The 17,426-nt window shown below is 32.6% G+C and carries 19 protein-coding genes; 12 read left to right on the top strand and 7 right to left on the bottom strand.

Translation table 11 applies throughout. The features are described 5' to 3' along the window. The first annotated feature begins 124 nt into the window (after positions 1-124). Together RG22_RS04895 and RG22_RS04890 are read left to right on the top strand one after the other, a co-directional pair. On the top strand, positions 125-850 hold the full coding sequence (locus tag RG22_RS04895) for an NRDE family protein (RefSeq protein WP_034041318.1): 726 nt from the start codon (positions 125-127) through the stop codon (positions 848-850). Beyond that, the gene (locus RG22_RS04890; protein ID WP_034041317.1) at positions 843-1,835 is read left to right on the top strand and encodes a DUF6695 family protein; all 993 of its coding nucleotides are present in this window, start codon (positions 843-845) and stop codon (positions 1,833-1,835) included. The genes RG22_RS04895 and RG22_RS04890 overlap by 8 nt, the downstream gene beginning before the upstream one ends. A 111-nt stretch (positions 1,836-1,946) precedes the next feature. On the opposite strand, the gene apaG is transcribed toward RG22_RS04890, so the two are convergent. Further along, entirely contained in the window at positions 1,947-2,333 is a 387-nt protein-coding gene (gene apaG / locus RG22_RS04885; protein ID WP_034041315.1) for a Co2+/Mg2+ efflux protein ApaG, read from the bottom strand. A 117-nt stretch (positions 2,334-2,450) separates the two neighbouring features. Further along, a complete protein-coding gene (locus RG22_RS04880; RefSeq protein ID WP_034041313.1) occupies positions 2,451-3,698 on the bottom strand; it encodes a type IX secretion system plug protein in 1,248 nt (415 codons plus the stop codon). 165 nt (positions 3,699-3,863) lie between these two features. On the opposite strand from RG22_RS04880, the gene RG22_RS04875 reads away from it, so the two are divergent. The 8 genes from RG22_RS04875 to RG22_RS04840 all read left to right on the top strand — a co-directional run bounded on the left by RG22_RS04875 (position 3,864) and on the right by RG22_RS04840 (position 11,422). Beyond that, on the top strand, positions 3,864-5,219 hold the full coding sequence (locus RG22_RS04875; RefSeq protein ID WP_034041311.1) for a Na(+)-translocating NADH-quinone reductase subunit A: 1,356 nt from the start codon (positions 3,864-3,866) through the stop codon (positions 5,217-5,219). Next, the gene (locus RG22_RS04870) at positions 5,219-6,445 is read left to right on the top strand and encodes an NADH:ubiquinone reductase (Na(+)-transporting) subunit B (RefSeq protein ID WP_034041309.1); all 1,227 of its coding nucleotides are present in this window, start codon (positions 5,219-5,221) and stop codon (positions 6,443-6,445) included. Before RG22_RS04875 ends, RG22_RS04870 begins: the two co-directional genes overlap by 1 nt. A gap of 2 nt (positions 6,446-6,447) precedes the next feature. Then, positions 6,448-7,194 carry a Na(+)-translocating NADH-quinone reductase subunit C gene (locus RG22_RS04865; protein WP_034041307.1) on the top strand — a complete coding sequence of 249 codons (747 nt, stop codon included), beginning with the start codon at positions 6,448-6,450 and terminating at the stop codon, positions 7,192-7,194. A gap of 4 nt (positions 7,195-7,198) precedes the next feature. Beyond that, positions 7,199-7,846: an NADH:ubiquinone reductase (Na(+)-transporting) subunit D gene (locus RG22_RS04860; protein ID WP_034041305.1), complete on the top strand. Its 648-nt coding sequence runs from the start codon at positions 7,199-7,201 to the stop codon at positions 7,844-7,846. A gap of 83 nt (positions 7,847-7,929) precedes the next feature. Further along, a complete protein-coding gene (nqrE, locus tag RG22_RS04855; protein ID WP_081997676.1) occupies positions 7,930-8,643 on the top strand; it encodes an NADH:ubiquinone reductase (Na(+)-transporting) subunit E in 714 nt (237 codons plus the stop codon). Position 8,644: 1 nt separating this feature from the next. Continuing rightward, positions 8,645-9,952 (top strand): NADH:ubiquinone reductase (Na(+)-transporting) subunit F, encoded by a 1,308-nt coding sequence (gene nqrF, locus RG22_RS04850; protein WP_034041301.1) that lies wholly within the window; start codon positions 8,645-8,647, stop codon positions 9,950-9,952. 72 nt (positions 9,953-10,024) lie between these two features. Then, positions 10,025-10,402, top strand: coding sequence for a hypothetical protein (locus RG22_RS04845; protein WP_034041299.1), 378 nt, complete (start codon positions 10,025-10,027; stop codon positions 10,400-10,402). Positions 10,403-10,444: 42 nt separating this feature from the next. Continuing rightward, positions 10,445-11,422: an FAD:protein FMN transferase gene (locus tag RG22_RS04840; protein ID WP_034041297.1), complete on the top strand. Its 978-nt coding sequence runs from the start codon at positions 10,445-10,447 to the stop codon at positions 11,420-11,422. A 58-nt stretch (positions 11,423-11,480) separates the two neighbouring features. Here the strand turns inward: RG22_RS04840 and RG22_RS04835 are convergent, their stop codons facing one another. From RG22_RS04835 to map, 3 genes are read right to left on the bottom strand one after another with little or no spacing between them, the layout of a single operon-like run. Further along, positions 11,481-12,269 carry a class I SAM-dependent methyltransferase gene (locus RG22_RS04835; RefSeq protein WP_034041295.1) on the bottom strand — a complete coding sequence of 263 codons (789 nt, stop codon included), beginning with the start codon at positions 12,267-12,269 and terminating at the stop codon, positions 11,481-11,483. 6 nt (positions 12,270-12,275) lie between these two features. Beyond that, the gene (locus RG22_RS04830) at positions 12,276-12,593 is read right to left on the bottom strand and encodes a cupin domain-containing protein (RefSeq protein WP_034041293.1); all 318 of its coding nucleotides are present in this window, start codon (positions 12,591-12,593) and stop codon (positions 12,276-12,278) included. 2 nt (positions 12,594-12,595) lie between these two features. After that, a complete protein-coding gene (gene map, locus RG22_RS04825) occupies positions 12,596-13,414 on the bottom strand; it encodes a type I methionyl aminopeptidase (protein WP_034041291.1) in 819 nt (272 codons plus the stop codon). Positions 13,415-13,536: 122 nt separating this feature from the next. Between map and RG22_RS04820 the strand changes: the two genes are divergently transcribed. After that, positions 13,537-14,802 carry an acetyl-CoA hydrolase/transferase family protein gene (locus RG22_RS04820; protein ID WP_034041289.1) on the top strand — a complete coding sequence of 422 codons (1,266 nt, stop codon included), beginning with the start codon at positions 13,537-13,539 and terminating at the stop codon, positions 14,800-14,802. Positions 14,803-14,805: 3 nt separating this feature from the next. Here RG22_RS04820 and RG22_RS04815 read toward each other — a convergent pair whose 3' ends face one another. Together RG22_RS04815 and gpmI are read right to left on the bottom strand one after the other, a co-directional pair. Continuing rightward, positions 14,806-15,210, bottom strand: coding sequence for a BT0820 family HAD-type phosphatase (locus RG22_RS04815; RefSeq protein ID WP_034041287.1), 405 nt, complete (start codon positions 15,208-15,210; stop codon positions 14,806-14,808). A gap of 55 nt (positions 15,211-15,265) precedes the next feature. Continuing rightward, on the bottom strand, positions 15,266-16,783 hold the full coding sequence (gene gpmI / locus RG22_RS04810; RefSeq protein ID WP_034041286.1) for a 2,3-bisphosphoglycerate-independent phosphoglycerate mutase: 1,518 nt from the start codon (positions 16,781-16,783) through the stop codon (positions 15,266-15,268). Positions 16,784-17,031: 248 nt separating this feature from the next. Between gpmI and RG22_RS04805 the strand changes: the two genes are divergently transcribed. Further along, on the top strand, positions 17,032-17,415 hold the full coding sequence (locus RG22_RS04805) for an ankyrin repeat domain-containing protein (protein WP_034041285.1): 384 nt from the start codon (positions 17,032-17,034) through the stop codon (positions 17,413-17,415). Positions 17,416-17,426 lie beyond the last annotated feature (11 nt).

Below are 17,426 nucleotides of genomic sequence, written 5' to 3'. Positions count from 1 at the left end.
TCAAAATTTGAGCTGCAAATTTACGAATTTTATATTCAATTATAATGATATAGATTCGTCAAATAGGTATTAATATTTAGTTAATTTTTGTAAGTTGCCAAACCGTTTTAAGACTATCGTTTTTATGTGTACAGTAACAATAATTCCGAAAGGTGAAAATGATTTTGTGTTAACCTCAAATCGAGATGAAGCACCAAACAGAGTATCTTTAAAACCTGAATTTTATACTATTAATGATACTAAAATTCTATTTCCAAAAGATGAATTGTCTGGTGGAACTTGGATTGGTGTGAGTGAAAAAAACAGAGTGGTTTGTGTACTTAATGGTGGTTTCGAGTTTTATGAGCGCCAACCAGAATATAGGTTGAGTAGAGGTGTTGTGGCTAACCATTTTATGATTGCTGATGCTTTAGAGAACACAGTTAGTAATTCTAACCTTAAAGATATTGAGCCTTTTACTATGGTAATTGTAGATTGGAATGCTACTTTAAAATTTTATGAATTGGTTTGGGACGGAAAAAACAAACATTTTACACAATTGCCATTGGAATCTAAAATTTGGTCGTCTTCAACATTGTATTTAGAGGCTATGAAGAAAGAACGCTTTCAATGGTTTAAAGATTTTAAACATAACAATGATTTAGATGCAAATTCGGTAATGCAATTTCATAAAAACGCTGGAAAGAACAATGATGATTATGGAGTGATTATGAATCGTGGCTTTGTAAAAACAACCAGTATTACGCAAGTAGAAAAATCTGATGATAACTTAAAAATGTGTTATGAAAGTCTTATAGATAGTACAGTTACTTCAAAAACATTTCATATTTCGCAAACCGTTAATGAATAGTACAGGAATCATTTTAACACTTGCGTATCCAGATACTATTGTTATGGTTTCTGAGGAATGGTTTTCTCCGTATTTAAGATTTATTGGTGTTGGTAAAAAGAATTATTTACGTGCAGGACATGCTGCTTTGGTGTTGATTGATAAAGAAACGGGTATTTTAGAATACCACGATTTTGGACGCTATATTACGCCAGAACCCAACGGACGCGTACGCGGAAGTGATACCGATAACGAGTTGCATTTTCCTTTAAAAGCTGAAATTGAAAATGATACCATTACAAATTTAGATACTATTTTAGAGTTTTTAAGTACACACCCCAAATTAACACACGGCGAAGGGAAATTAATTACATCAGTTTGTAATGCTATAGATTATAAAAAAGCAAGAACGCAGATTACAAGAATGCAAAACAAGCATTTTATTAGATATGCAGCATTTATAAAAGAGGCTTGTAATTGCGCGCGTTTTGTAACCGATACCTTAATTGCCTCGGTAACTGATTTAAACACTAAAAAGAAGCTTGAAAATTCTAAATGGTTTACACCAAGTACGGTTGGTAATGTGTTACTTGCCGATACTGAAAATTATGTTTATGAAGTTTCTGATGCTGGTTTAATATCTAAGTTTAAAGGATCACAAAAAAGCGAAAATGTACGTTGTTTTTTAGATAAGTTAAGGAATCATAAAGTTAATTTAGTTGGGACACAACACCCTAAACCAGTTGAAGGTTTGTGTAAAAAAGCACAATGGTTATCTGGAATTGCTGCTGGCGCGTGGTTTGAATTGCACTATTTAGAAAGTAAAACCGAATACCGTTTTAGGCGTATTTCACCTTATGGGAATATTGATTGTGATGCTATTTTTAAAGTTGAAGATGATACTTTTGATTACAGTTTAACATATCAATTTGTACATTACTCCAATTGTAATTTTTTTAATGTTGAGCAAAATGGGAGGGTTTTTAGGTTTGAGAGGAAGGTTTGATTTCTTTTTTCTCCAAATCTATTTTAAATACTCTGGATTTAGCGGATAAGAAAGTGATTGCAAATTGGATACAACTAGCCCGACCTGAAAGTTAACGCCCAAATAAAAAAATTAGTTTATAGCAAAAGGTGCACTCAACTTAAACGTAGGAATGGTAACTTGAAACTTTTTTGTAGTGGTAAAGTTTACCATACTGTAATGCCCTTGCATAGCGCCAAAAGGAGATGTTAATAAGCAGCCCGAAGTATAGGTATGCGATTCTCCTGGTTTTAAAACAGGTTTTTCGCCAATAACGCCTTCGCCAGTTACAACTTCAACATTATTTAAGGCATCCATAATTTCCCAGTGGCGTGCATTAAGCTGCACTGAGTCTTTACTTTGGTTTTCAATAGTTACCGTATATCCAAAAGCAAACTGTATTTTATAATTTTTATAAAATGAGCCTTCGAAATTGGTTTCGACCGAAATTTTTATGCCACTTGTAACTTGTTGAACCATGTTAACTATTGATATACAATGCGTTTAGTCGGCTAAAATAATGAATATTACATTGAGAATAACAAAATTTAACACCAATGATTGAAAATATTAGTTGAACGGTATGTTTATTTGGTATTAATTGGAAATATTGACCGAGTTGCCTTCTCCCAAGCCTATAATTTTATCGTAGCGTGCACCTAAATCTCGGTAATACACAATAACTTTATAGTTGTTTTCGGTTTGGTAAAAGTTTCCGCTAATGGCACCTTCGTTTAATGTATCTTTCTCAACAACCACATATTTGTAGTTGTAAAACCCTTGTTTTAATAATTGCGCATTAGTAAAAACTTGGTTGTATTCATCGTAAGTCATTTTGGTACTCTCATCAATGGCGTAATTGTTAAAGTTGCCATATATATGTACAGATTTATCTTTTAAAGTATCATTAGCGATTAACGAGAAATGTACCCATACATAATCGGCTTCTATACTTGGGTCATCAGCATCAATATTAGTTACTAAGTAGTTTCCATTAATATCTGGATTATACGTGTATGGTTTGCTAGCTCTTTCTGTGTTTGTGAATAAATAATTATGATACAAGTCTTGTAAATCAATCTGCTGTACACCAATATTTGCAGCTCTTATGTCTTTGTTTTCAAAATATAAATATTCGTTTCCGCCCCAAAAACTAGACTCAGTATCGTATTTATAAATCAGTTTGTTGCCTATGGTGTATTGTGGTTTTAAGTCTGAAATGGCTGTATTTAAATTATTATTTTGAATTACTAACGTTTTTACATTTTGTTTTGGATTATTGAATTGCATATTTTTTGCTGAAATAACAATATCTACACGTTGTTTTTCTTCTATAAACTGAATGTCTCTTGAGCGTTTTATACTAATGCCAACGTTGGTTTTATCTTCGTAAATCATAAATTTTCTGGAGAACACAAGCTCGTCATCATCATTAAAAACACTTAACATATAATTGCCAGAAACTTTTAAGCCTTTAGTTTGTGTATTAGGAATGGCGAGTTTGTAATGCGAATATATTTGATAGGTGTTTAATGAATTCTCGTAATCACGAATGCGTTGATTGTCGAAACCATCCATATATTCAGATTTAACTAAAATTGAGGGTGTCCAATCAAAATTAAAATGTTCAATTTTATAGTAAAAATCTTCTTCATTACCGTTTAAGGCATCAAATTCTAAAACTAAATATGCTCCAAGTTTTAAAATAGGAAGCTGGCTTTCTTTTGTATTACTTTTAAAAGCAATAGTTTTAATATAATCAGGAGGATTAACTTCCTTGACTTGTGATAGGATTATTAAGGGGAAAAATAGAAAAACGATGGTTTGTTTAAACTTTGATGGCATTTTAAGCTAATTTTTGTATAAAGATAAACAAATATAATGCCTAAATACTCTTTGTTATTTAGAATTAATATAAATAAATGATAAGGCTTTATTTGAGCTAATTTTATAGCTATTAATTCGTATTTTTGCACGGATTTTTAGACAACTAATTTCAATAAAATAAATATGTCAAACGACATTCGTATTAAAAAAGGTCTGGACATTAAACTTAAAGGTGAAGCTGAGAAAACTGTTGAACAGGCTATTATCAGTAACTACTACACCATAAGACCAGAAGATTTTCACGGCGTTATCCCAAAACTTGTTGCAAAAGAAGGCGCTCTAGTTAAAGCTGGAGACACTTTGTTTTATGATAAGTCTCATGAAGCTATTACGTTTTCATCGCCCGTTTCAGGAAAAGTAATTGAAGTGCTTCGTGGTCCTAAACGACGCATTGATGCTATTAAACTTGAAGCAGACAAAACACAAGTTTACTTAGATCATGGAAAGTTCGATTTGAATGGAGCCACTGCCGAAAGTATTAAAGCGCATTTACTAGCAACAGGTTGCTGGCCATTTGTAAAACAACGTCCGTACGATGTTATTGCAAACCCGAATAAATTGCCAAAAGCAATTTTTGTTTCTGGATATGCTAGTGCACCATTAACAGCCGATTTAGATTTTACTTTACAAGGAAAAGAGGCAGAGTTACAAGCGGCTATTACAGCACTTACTAAATTGACCGAAGGTAAAGTACATGTATCTGTTGGTAAAAATTCTAATTCACCATTGGCTAATGTTTCTGGAGCAACTATTCATAAAGTTTCTGGGCCGCATCCATCAGGAAATGTAGGTACTCAAATTAATAAAATTGATCCTGTTAATAAAGGAGAAGTAGTTTGGACGGTTAATCCGCAAGACTTAGTTATTATAGGAGAGCTTTTGCTGAAAGGAAAATTTAATGCAGAACGTATTGTAGCTTTAGTAGGGTCTTCAGTAGAAAAACCAAGATATTTTGTTACTAAAATAGCTAGTGAAGCAGCTACTATGGTTTACGATAAAGGCATTTCAAAAGATGCTAATGCGCGTATAATTTCTGGTAATGTTTTAAGCGGAAAACAGATTCAACCTGATGGCTGTTTAGATTATTACAGCAATGTAATTACCGTAATTCCAGAAGGAGATGATTACGAATTATTCGGATGGAATAAACCTGTTTTTAATAAAATCTCTACATCAAGAGCCATGACATTTTCTTGGTTAAATCCTAAGAAGAAATATGACTTGAATACTAATACTAATGGGGAGCATCGTGCCTTTGTAACGACGGGGACTTATGAAGAGGTTTTTCCTTTAGATATATATCCAATGCAAATTTTAAAAGCTTGCTTGTATCAAGATTTAGATGAAATGGAAGCTTTGGGAATGTACGAAGTGGCACCTGAAGATTTTGCATTAACAGAATTTGTTTGTGTGTCTAAACAACCACATCAAAAAATTATAAGAGCAGGATTAGACTTAATGCTAAAAGAGATAGGATAATGGGTTTAAAAGAAACATTACATAGTTTTAAGGAAAAGAACAAAAACAAAAAATGGATACCAGCATTTAATGCTATTCATACGTTTTTATACTTACCAAATGAGACCACTCATAACGGAACTCATATAAAAGTTGCCGATGATTTAAAGCGTACCATGAATACCGTTATTATGGCCATGGTACCGTGTTTAATTTTCGGAATGTTTAATGCTGGTTATCAACATAATTTACAAGTAGGAGAAATTCAAGCAGTCACTAGTGGTTTCTTTAGTTCGGAATTTTGGACTATGGCTAACTTTATGATTGGTTTCTGGAAAATATTACCACTAGTAATTGTGTCTTACGGTGTTGGTTTAGGAATTGAATTCATTTTCGCCATAATTAAAGGGCACGAAGTAGAAGAAGGTTATTTAGTAACAGGGATGCTTGTGCCGCTTATTGTACCCGTTGATATTCCGCTTTGGATGTTAGCAGTAGCCGTAATATTCGGTGTTGTTATAGGTAAAGAAGTTTTTGGTGGTACAGGAATGAATATTCTTAATCCAGCATTAACTATTCGTGCATTCTTATTCTTTGCTTATCCAACTTGGATGAGTGGAGACAAAGTTTGGGTTGAAGGTGCTGTAGAACGCACTAAAGAAATTGCGGAAGGAGCAAACCTTGATGCTATATCTGGTGAAACTATATTAGGAAGTTTAGCTCAAGGAAAAGCAGCAGGTTATGAAGTTATGGATATGTTCTTAGGGTTCGTACCAGGTTCAGTTGGAGAAACCTCAGTTTTATTAATTCTATTAGGCGGTTTATTCTTAATCTTTTCAAAAATAGGGAGTTGGAGAATTATGCTATCGTCTGTTTTAGGAGCTATAGCTATGGGATTAATTTTTAATGGTGTTGTAGATTCTGGATGGATAACAGAAAGTAGTAAATTTTATGGTTTAATGAGCACAACATGGTGGCATCATTTATTAATTGGTGGTTTTGCATTTGGTACGGTTTTTATGGCAACCGACCCAGTTACGGCATCGCAAACCAATAAAGGTAAATGGATTTATGGATTTTTAATAGGATTTATTTCTATTATGATTCGTGTATTCAATCCAGCATATCCAGAAGGTGTAATGTTAGCTATTCTGTTAATGAATGTGTTTGCACCAACGATTGATCATTACGTCGTTCAAGGTAATGTGAAACAAAGAATGAAACGTCTAAAAGCAAAAACAGCCTAACGATGGAAAAGAGAACAGATAAAAACTCATATACAATATTTTTTGCCATAGGTATGGTAATAGTTGTTGGATCACTTTTGGCTTTTGTAGCGTCGTCTTTAAGACCAAGAATTGATGAAAATAAACGTTTAGAAAAGCAACAAAATATTTTGTATGCTATGGGCGTAAATGAAAATGATGAGAGTAGTGCAAATTTTGTTTCAACTGAAAAAGCTCCAGAATTATTTAAAGAATACATTACAAAACAATTAGTTATTCAAGGTGAAAAAATTTCAGAAGATGATCAAGCATATTTAATAGATGTTAAAAAACAACAATCTAATGCGAAGTCTGGAACAGAAAGAAAATTGCCTTTGTTTATTGGTGAGAAAGATGGTAAAACATATTATATAGCACCAATTAGAGGAAAAGGACTTTGGGATGCAGTTTGGGCATTAGTATCTATGGATGAAAACATGGTTGTTCAAGGTGCTTATTTCGATCATCAAGGAGAAACAGCTGGTTTAGGAGCGAATATAAAAGAGCGTTTCTTTATGGATGATTTTATTGGCGAAAACTTACTAAATGAATCAGGTGACTTTGTAGGAATAAATATTTCTAAAAGTAATGCAGATCCTTTAAATAAAGATAAAAACGATAATGAGGTTGATGCTATCGCAGGTGCTACTATTACAGGCGACGGCGTAGCAGCAATGATAAAGTCTGAACTAAGACTTTACGTGCCTTATTTTAAAACATTAAAACAATAATTATATGGGCTTACTTTCAAAAAAAGATGGCAAATTAATTTTAGACCCATTAGCAGATGATAATCCAATTACTATACAAGTATTAGGGATTTGTTCTGCTTTAGCAATTACGGCGCAATTAAAGGCATCAATTGTAATGGCAATATCTGTAATTTTTGTATTAGGAATTGGTAACGTGGTTATTTCTTTAATGAGAAATATTATTCCTTCTAAAATTAGAATCATTGTACAACTTACAGTTGTTGCGGCTCTAGTAATTATTGTTGATCAAGTTTTAAAAGCTTTTTCATATCAATTAAGTAAAGAGCTTGGAGCTTTTATAGGATTGATTATTACAAACTGTATTATCATGGGGCGTTTTGAAGCTTTTGCTTTAGGTAATGGACCTTGGAAATCGTTTTTAGATGGTATTGGTAATGCTTTAGGTTATGGTTTAATTTTAATAATTGTTGGATTCTTCAGAGAATTATTAGGTTCTGGAACTTTACTAGGGTTTAAAGTTTTAGGAGATCCAATTGCTAAAACAGGATTGTATTCTACAGGTTATGAAAATAATGGATTTATGCTTTTAGCACCAATGGCATTAATTGTAGTAGGTATTATTATTTGGGTACAACGTAGTAGAAATAAAGCATTAATAGAAGATCATTAAATAAGTAGGCTGTAAAACAGTCCACAGTTGGCAGTCAATGCTGAAACTGAAGACTGCAAACTGCAAACTGAAGACTAAAAAATATGGAACATATAGAATTATTTTTCAAATCAATATTTATAGACAACATGGTATTTGCTACGTTCCTTGGAATGTGTTCTTACCTTGCGGTTTCTAAAAAAGTAAGTACAGCCGTTGGCCTTGGTGCTGCAGTAATATTTGTACTAGCTATTACCGTGCCTTTAAACTGGTTATTAGATCAGTACCTTTTACAACCAGGAGCTTTATCTTGGTTAGGTGAAGAATATGCTAGTTACGATTTAAGTTTCTTATCATTTATCATGTTTATTGCAACCATTGCAACTATGGTACAATTGGTAGAGATTGTAGTTGAAAAGTTTTCACCATCATTATATAACTCACTTGGAATCTTTTTACCACTTATTGCTGTAAACTGTGCCATTTTAGGAGGATCGTTATTTATGCAATCTCGTGAAATTGCAACTTTAGGTTTAGCATTAAATTATGGTATAGGCTCTGGAATTGGATGGTTTTTAGCAATACTTGCAATTGCGGCAATTCGTGAGAAAATTAGATATTCAAACGTACCACCAGCATTACGTGGGTTAGGAATTACATTCATCATTACAGGTTTAATGGCGATTGGTTTTATGAGTTTTGGAGGTATGTTAACAGGAGGAGATGAAGAAGCTCCAAAAGAAGAAAAAACTGTAAAAGTGGATTCTAAAGAAGATAAAGATAAAGTGGTAGCTAACAACATAAAAGTAAATAAGTAATATGATTTTGGCAGCAGGTACATTAGGAACAATAATCGCAACAGTAACAGCTTTTTTAATTATTACGCTGTTATTAGTAGCATTACTATTAGTTGTAAAGCAAAAATTATCACCATCTGGTCCGGTAAAAATTACCATTAATGGTGAACGCGAAATTGAAGTAGCTTCAGGAGATAGTTTATTATCTACATTAGGTGCTCAAAAAATATTTTTACCATCAGCATGTGGTGGCGGTGGAACATGTATTCAATGTGAATGTCATGTGTTAGAAGGTGGAGGAGAGGCTTTGCCAACTGAAACGCCTCACTTTACACGTAAAGAATTAAAAGATGGCGCACGTTTATCTTGCCAAGTAAAAGTGAAGCAAGACATGAATATTACCATACCAGAAGAAGTGTTTGGTATTAAAAAATGGGAAGCAACCGTGGTGCGTAACTATAATGTAGCATCTTTTATCAAGGAATTTGTTGTTGAAATTCCAGAAGATATGGGTTATAAAGCTGGTGGATATATTCAAATAGAAATACCAGAATGCGAAATTAAGTTTGCAGATATGGATATTACTGCGCATCCTGAAGAGCATGAAACACCAGACAAGTTTCAAGCAGAATGGGATAAGTTTGGTCTTTGGCCATTAGTAATGAAGAATTCTGAAACTGTGGAAAGAGCTTATTCTATGGCCTCTTACCCTGCTGAAGGACGTGAAATTATGTTAAATGTTCGTATTGCAACACCGCCTTGGGATCGTGCAAAAAACGGATGGATGGATGTTAATCCAGGAGTAGCATCATCATATATATTTAATCAGAAACCAGGTGATAAAGTCACTATTTCAGGCCCTTATGGAGAGTTCTTTATCAACGAGTCTGAAAGCGAAATGCTTTATGTTGGTGGAGGAGCAGGTATGGCGCCAATGCGTTCACACTTGTATCATTTATTTAGAACTTTAAAAACTGGAAGAAAAGTATCGTATTGGTACGGTGGACGTTCTAAGCGTGAATTGTTCTATTTAGAGCATTTTGAAGCATTAGAAAGAGATTTTCCGAACTTTAAATTTTACTTAGCATTATCTGAACCTATGGAAGAAGATAACTGGAAAGTAAAAGAAAATATTGATGCTCCTGGTGATGGGTTTGTTGGGTTTATTCACAATTGTGTTATAGATAATTACTTAAATCACCATGAATCACCAGAAGATATTGAATTATATTTCTGTGGACCTCCATTAATGAATAAAGCTGTTCAGAAAATGGGAGAGGATTTTGGTATCCCAGACGAGCATATTAGATTTGATGACTTTGGAGGATAGATCGCTAAGCGATATTTAATTATAAATTAAACCCAATACGAAAGTGTTGGGTTTTTTAATTATTTTTAAAGCATGAGTAAACCACTTACACCACAAGAATTACACAATTTAGCCATGAATCATGTTGGTAAAGATTTAGAAGCACGCGGTTTTGAGTTTATTGCTGTAAATAGTAAACTAAAAAAGCATCCGCAATTTGTGTGTATCGATAAAAACAAACAATACTTTTTTGTTATTGTTCGAGCAGTAATTTTACCAGATAATCCTAATAATTATGATGTAGTTTGGATGGAATCCTTTAAAAAGCATGCCAGAGAAAAAGATGCTAAAGTACTTTACGCGGGTGTAGGCTTAGGAAATCCAGATAATGAAAAATCGCCTATCTATTTAAATGAAGAATATTTGTTAGAATATAATGGCATACAAGTTTTAGAAACTAATTTGAATTAAAAAAAAGTTGAATTATTACCTCCTCGTAATAACGGATTTATTATGAAACGAATTTTAATATTATCTTTTCTGTTTGTTTTAATTTTTTCCTGTAAAAAAGAAGATCCTAAAAACACCATTCTAGAAGGTGCCATTTTTGGTACGTATTATAGAGTAACTTATGATTCCGATATTAACTACCAAAATCAAATTGATAGCTTGTTTTATGTAATAAATAAATCGATGTCTACCTACCAAGTAAATTCAGATATTTCAAAATTAAATAGAAATGAAGATGTAGAAATTGACCAACATTTTATAAAGGTGTTTATTGTTTCAAAGAAGATTTATAAATTTACAAAAGGAGCATTCGATCCAACTATTGGAGCGGTAGTTAACGCATGGGATTTTGGACCAGAAGGAAAAATTGTAAATTTAGATAGCATTAAAATTGATAGCTTAATGCAGTCTGTAGGTTTTGATAAAGTAAAATTAGTAGATAAGAAAGTTGTGAAATCTCAAGAAACTTTTATAGACTTTAATGCGATAGCAAAAGGCTATGCCGCTGATGTTATTTCAGAATTTTTAAGTAACAAAAACTCTAAAAATCATCTTGTAGATATTGGTGGCGAATTGAGAGCAAGCGGTATTAATATTGAAAAACAAAAGCCTTGGAGAGTTGGCGTAGAAAACCCAAATTTTGATGGTACACAATCAATAAACCGAGCCTTAGTTTTAAAAGATGAAGCCATGGCTACTTCAGGAACTTATAGAAAATTTAAAGTAGATGAAAACGGAAACCGATATGCCCATATTATAGATACAAAAACGGGTTACCCAAGCAAAACGAACTTATTAAGTATTTCTGTTATTACAGATAATTGTATGATGGCTGATGCCTATGCAACCGCTTTTAAAGCTATGGGTATTGAAAAAGTGAAAGCATTTTTAAAAACACATCCAGAACTTAAAGTGTTTTTAATTTTTGAAAATGAAAACAAAGAATTGGAAACCTTGACTTTAAACGGTTTTCCAGAATAGTTGTCATTGCACATCACATTTTTTATGTGATGTGGTAATCTGTTTGTTTTAATATTAATTATTTATAACAAACTGGAATAATTTCCCCTTTAGCTAAACAATATTTTTCTATTTCTGCATCTGAAAGAGTTGATGTGTAATTCACTTCCTCAACTTTAAAGCCAATACTTCGTAGTTTGTCAAAATAATCTTTACCATAAACACGTACATGGTCGTATTGTCCAAATATTTTAGCACGTTCTTTTTTGTCTGTTATCGAATCATCTTCAAAAGTCTTTGCTCTACTTAAATCTTGTGGAATTTGAAGAATAGCCATTCCGTTAGGTTTTAAAACGCGATATAATTCTTGCATCGCTTTAGTGTCGTTTGGAATATGTTCTAAAACATGATTGCATAAAATAAGATCGTAGCTATTATCTTTAAATGGAAGGTTGCAAATATCTGCTTTTACATCTGCTAAAGGCGAATTCAAATCTGTAGTTGTGTAATTTAGATTTTTCATCTTTCTAAAACGTTTGTAAAATGCTTGTTCGGGTGCAAAATGAAGCACACTTTTTCTTTGTGATGGACTTGTTTCTGTATCAGATAAAAAGAAATCGGTTTCATTATTTAAAAACAACCATAAAAGCCTATGACGCTCTAAACTTAATGTAGATGGAGATAGTACATTATTACGTTGTTTACCATATCCGTAGGGTAAAAAGGTTTTAAAACTTTTACCATCAATAGGGTCGGTGTATTTATCTCCCTTTAAAAAGAAAGCTAAAACAGGACGAATAATATAACTTAACCTAATTAGTAGAGGTCTAGGAATTACATTTAGTATAATTTTGAAGAGTTTTTTCAAAAGCGATTATTTATAATCTTCGCGTAAAGGGAAGAATGTATCAATAACAATACAATTTGTTAACGCATTTGCACTGTGAATCGCATTTGAAGGTATTACTGTAATTGAATCTGATTCAAGGATTTGAGTTATACCATCAATTGTCATTTCTAATTTACCAGAAATTACCTGAGTAATTTGTTGATGAATATGAGAGTGTGCTGGTAAAATAGCTCCTTTTTCAATATTGATAAGCCCTACAGTATTATTATTAGTATGAATATATTTTCCTTTTATACCTTCAACAAGGTCTTTTTCTGGTATGTCTGAAAATTTATAAGTCATAACTATAAAACAAACTGTTTTTGTCTAAATTCCTCTTCCTCATTACTATCAATTCCTAAAGCGTCGTATATATAAGCAAAAGTTGAGAGTAATTCTGGTTTGCCATTTACTAATGCTACATCATGTTCAAAATGAGCACTTGGTTTATTGTCTAATGTTGTAATGGTCCAACCGTCTTTATGTTGTTTTATTCTTTGAGTTCCCATATTAATCATTGGCTCAATAGCAACCACCATACCATCTATAAATTTTTTACCACGCCCACGTTTTCCATAATTTGGCATTTCTGGGTCTTCGTGCATTTTACTTCCTAAACCATGACCGACTAATTCTCTCACGACTCCATAACCATGATCTTCGCAATATTTTTGAATAGCATAACCAACATCGCCAACACGATTACCTTTTTTAAATTCTCTAATACCAATATATAGAGACTCTTTGGTAACTTGTAGAAGTTTTTCGGTTTCAGGAGCAATTTCACCAACAGCAAACGTGTAGGCATGATCGCCATAAAAACCATTTTTTAAAGCACCGCAATCAATGGATATTATATCTCCTTCTTTTAAGGGTTCATTTGTTGGAAACCCATGGACTACTTGATTGTTTGGACTCATACAAAGCGTGTTTGGAAAATCATATAACCCTAAAAACCCTGGTACAGCACCTTGTTCTCTAATATATTCTTCTGCAATTTTATCTAATTGGAGTGTTGTTACTCCAGGTTTTACTTCTTTGGCTAGTATGCCTAATGTTTTAGAAACAATCAAAGCGCTTTCTCGCATTAATTCAATTTCCTCGCTTGTTTTTACTATAATCATCTTTTAAAAAATATGTGCAAAGATACTTAAAATTAAAATTCTAATTATTCTGACTTTATATGACTTTTGACATTTTTTATCAGCTTTAAAATAAATAATTTTGTGCTATAAATACTTGAAAAATGTTTAAAGTAGTAAGTGCTCAAGAAGCTGTAAAGACAATTAAAAGTAACAATAGAGTTTATATTCAAGCAGCTGCTGCCGCTCCGCAGTTATTAATGAATGCGATGTCTGAAAGACATGAAGAATTACGTAATGTTGAGGTTTGCCATTTACATGTTGAAGGCGAAACACGATATGCAAACCCGGAATTTAAAAATAGTTTTCACGTCAATTCATTTTTTATAGGAAGTAATGTAAGGCATACGTTAACCGCAGGAAATGGATCTTATACACCAGTTTTTTTAAGTGAATTACCTTTATTGTTTAAGCGGAATATATTACCGTTAGATGTAGCATTAATTCATGTGTCTGTTCCAGATAAACACGGATATTGCTCATTAGGTGTTTCGGTTGAAGCTACTTTAGCAGCTATTGAAAATGCAAAAATTGTTATAGCACAAGTAAACCCTCAAATGCCTAGAACTCATGGTGATGGTATAATACATCATACCGAAATTGATTTATTTGTAGAATGCGATGAGTCAATACCAGTACATAATATTAATAAACCAACAGCTATTGAAAATAAAATTGGAGGTTATGTTGCAAGTTTAATTGAAGATAAAAGCACTCTGCAAATGGGTGTTGGATCTATTCCTAATGCAGTTTTGTCTCGACTTACAAATCATAAAAATTTAGGGTTACATACTGAAATGTTTTCAGATGGTGTTATTGATTTAATTTTGAATGATGTTATCAATGGAAATTATAAAACAATTAATCCAGGTAGAGCTTTAACAACTTTTTTGATGGGTTCAAAACGTTTGTATGATTATGTAGATGATAATCCTTTTATAGAAATGAGAGCTTCAGATTATGTAAATGATGTTTCAATAATCAAACAAAACCCAAAAATGGTTGCAATTAATTCTGCAATAGAAGTAGATTTAACAGGGCAAGTTTGCGCAGACTCCATTGGAGCAAAAATGTATTCGGGTGTTGGTGGGCAAATGGATTATATTCGAGGTGCATCACTTAGCGAAGGTGGTAAGGCTATTATTGCATTGCCATCAGTAACACGCAAAGGTATTAGCAGAATTGTACCTAGTTTAAAACCAGGTGCGGGAGTAGTTACAACACGTGCACATGTACATCATGTTGTTACTGAGTATGGTATAGCTAATTTATACGGAAAAACTATAAAAGATAGAATTAAAGCTTTAGTAGATATAGCACATCCAGACCATAGAGAGTCTATTGATAAAGCTTATTTCGAATTGATTTAAAGTTTATTTAAAGAAGCTAAAAAAACCTTTTTTATTTTCTGGCAGGTTTGGTTTTGTATTGGTAAGCATTTGGTATATTTCGCCCCAACCTATAAAGCCACCAATATTTCTGTCGTCTATAAATAAATCAGCATGAATTTTTCTACTTATGCTTTCATTGTATTCTTCACCAGAGAAACTACTATTTATGGCATAAAATACAACGCCATTATTTTCACAAAAGGTAACAGCTTCATCTAACTTTTCGCCACACCTGTAAGTCCATAAAATTAATCGATGACCTTCTTCTTGTAACTTTTTTAGGGTTTCAAAGGCAAAAAGTTTTGGCTTTCCTATTTTTGGGAAAGCGTCTTCTACTATAGTGCCATCAAAATCTACAGCGATTATAAGTGTCTCGTTAAAATTCATTTAAATTATAGACTTGAGTTTAGCACAAAAGTACAATAATTTATTTTTCATTTATTTAAACCAAAGCATGTTGAGTCATAGCTTCAGGTTGCGGTACGCCCATAAGTTTTAAAATAGTTGGAGCCATATCTCCTAAAATCCCGTTTTTAATATTCTTTAATTCATTATCAATTAAAATAACAGGAACGGGATTGGTAGTATGTGCGGTATTTGGAGAGCCATCTGGATTAATCATGGTTTCACAATTTCCGTGATCTGCTATAAGAAGTGTAGAATAACCATTATCTAAGGCAGTCGTAATTACATCTTTTACACACTCATCAACAGCTTCACAAGCTTTTATAGCAGCTTCCATAACGCCTGTGTGTCCAACCATATCACCGTTTGCAAAATTTAAGCATACAAAATCTACATCGCCTTTTTGTAACTCTGGTATTAAAGCATCACGTAACTCGTAAGCGCTCATTTCTGGTTTTAAATCGTAAGTAGCTACTTTAGGAGAGTTTCTTAAAAGTCGAGTTTCACCATTAAAAGGCGCTTCGCGTCCACCAGAAAAGAAAAAGGTAACGTGTGGATATTTTTCAGTTTCTGCGATTCTAATTTGTTTCTTATTGTATTTTTCTAAAACTTCACCTAAAGTTTCAGTTAAATTATCTTTATTGAATATAACGTTGATATTTTTATAGGTGTCATCATAATTAGTAAGCGTTACATAATGCAAATTGAGTTTGTGCATATTTTGCTCGTGAAAATCGGTTTGTGATAAAGCTTCAGTTAGCTCGCGACCGCGATCTGTTCTGAAATTGAAGAATATCACAACATCATCCTCTTTAATATTTGTAACGGGGTTATCGGTTTCATCAACCATAATAATTGGTTTGATAAACTCATCGGTAACATCGTTATCATAGCTTTTCTGAATAGATTTTGTTGCATTAGTCGATTTTTCACCAACACTATTAACCATAGCATCGTAGGCTAATTTTACACGTTCCCAACGTTTATCTCTATCCATGGCGTAGTAACGGCCAGTTACAGTTGCTAATTTGGTGTTTGTGTCTTCAATATGGTTTTCTAATTCTGTTATAAACCCATAACCAGATTTAGGATCAACATCACGTCCGTCTGTAAATGCATGCACGTAAGTGTTGGTTAATCCAAAATCGTTAGCAGCATCAATTAAACCTAATAAATGGTTAATATGTGAATGCACGCCACCATCACTTAGTAAACCTAAAAAATGAACATTTTTATTATTATTTTTTGCATAGTTAAACGCATCAACTAAAACTTTTTCAGTATTAAGGGTTTTATTTTTAACAGCTAAATTTACTTTCACTAGATCCTGATAAACAATACGTCCAGCCCCCAAATTCATGTGTCCAACTTCACTATTTCCCATCTGACCTTCAGGTAAACCAACGTGTAATCCATCAGTTCTTAAGGTAGCAAAAGGATATTTTTTATACAGTGAATCTATAAATGGTGTATTGGCATGATCGATTGCTGAAACTTTTGGGTCTGGAGAATTTCCCCAGCCATCCAATATCATTAAGATGACTTTTTTGTTCATTTTTATAAAAAAATTTAAGTAATCAAAGATAGTGAGATTATAAAAAATATCCTTGTAAAAAACCTTCAAAAAGCTCTAAAACAAAAGATTTTTGCGAGTATCTCAATGAAAAAGCTTTAACATAATAAAATGTGAAATCAATGTTAAAAAAATGTTATTAATATTTTTTTGTGTAACAGATTAAAGTTTTTGTCGTCTCTTTAGTATATCAAAAAACGAAATCAATAATCAAATTAAAATCTTTCATCATGAAAAAAACAATCATTATTTCCGCAATCGCATTATGCTTCTCTGTAGTATCTGTTAATGCAAAATCTATTAATGAAAGCGCTAAAGGTTATAGCGTAGAATCTGTAGTTCAAGTTAATCCTTTTTGTGTATCCATAGCTAAAGGAGACATAGAAACCGTTAAGAAACTTATTGATTTAGGCCAAGATGTTAACAAAAAATCTAATGGAATGACACCAGCAATGTATGCAGCGAAGTTTAACAGAACAGACATTTTAAAGCTTTTAATATCTAAAGGAGCTAAGTTAAAAATTAAGTCCGATAAGGGTTTAACTGCTATGAAATATGCAAAACAATCTAATGCAAAAGAAGCTTTGTCAATTATTGAAGAAGCGTTAAGTTAGAAAATAATTAA

This window comes from Wocania ichthyoenteri Th78 (assembly GCF_000789235.1).
Taxonomy (GTDB): domain Bacteria; phylum Bacteroidota; class Bacteroidia; order Flavobacteriales; family Flavobacteriaceae; genus Wocania_A; species Wocania_A ichthyoenteri.
This window is presented reverse-complemented; position numbering and strand designations above follow the sequence as displayed.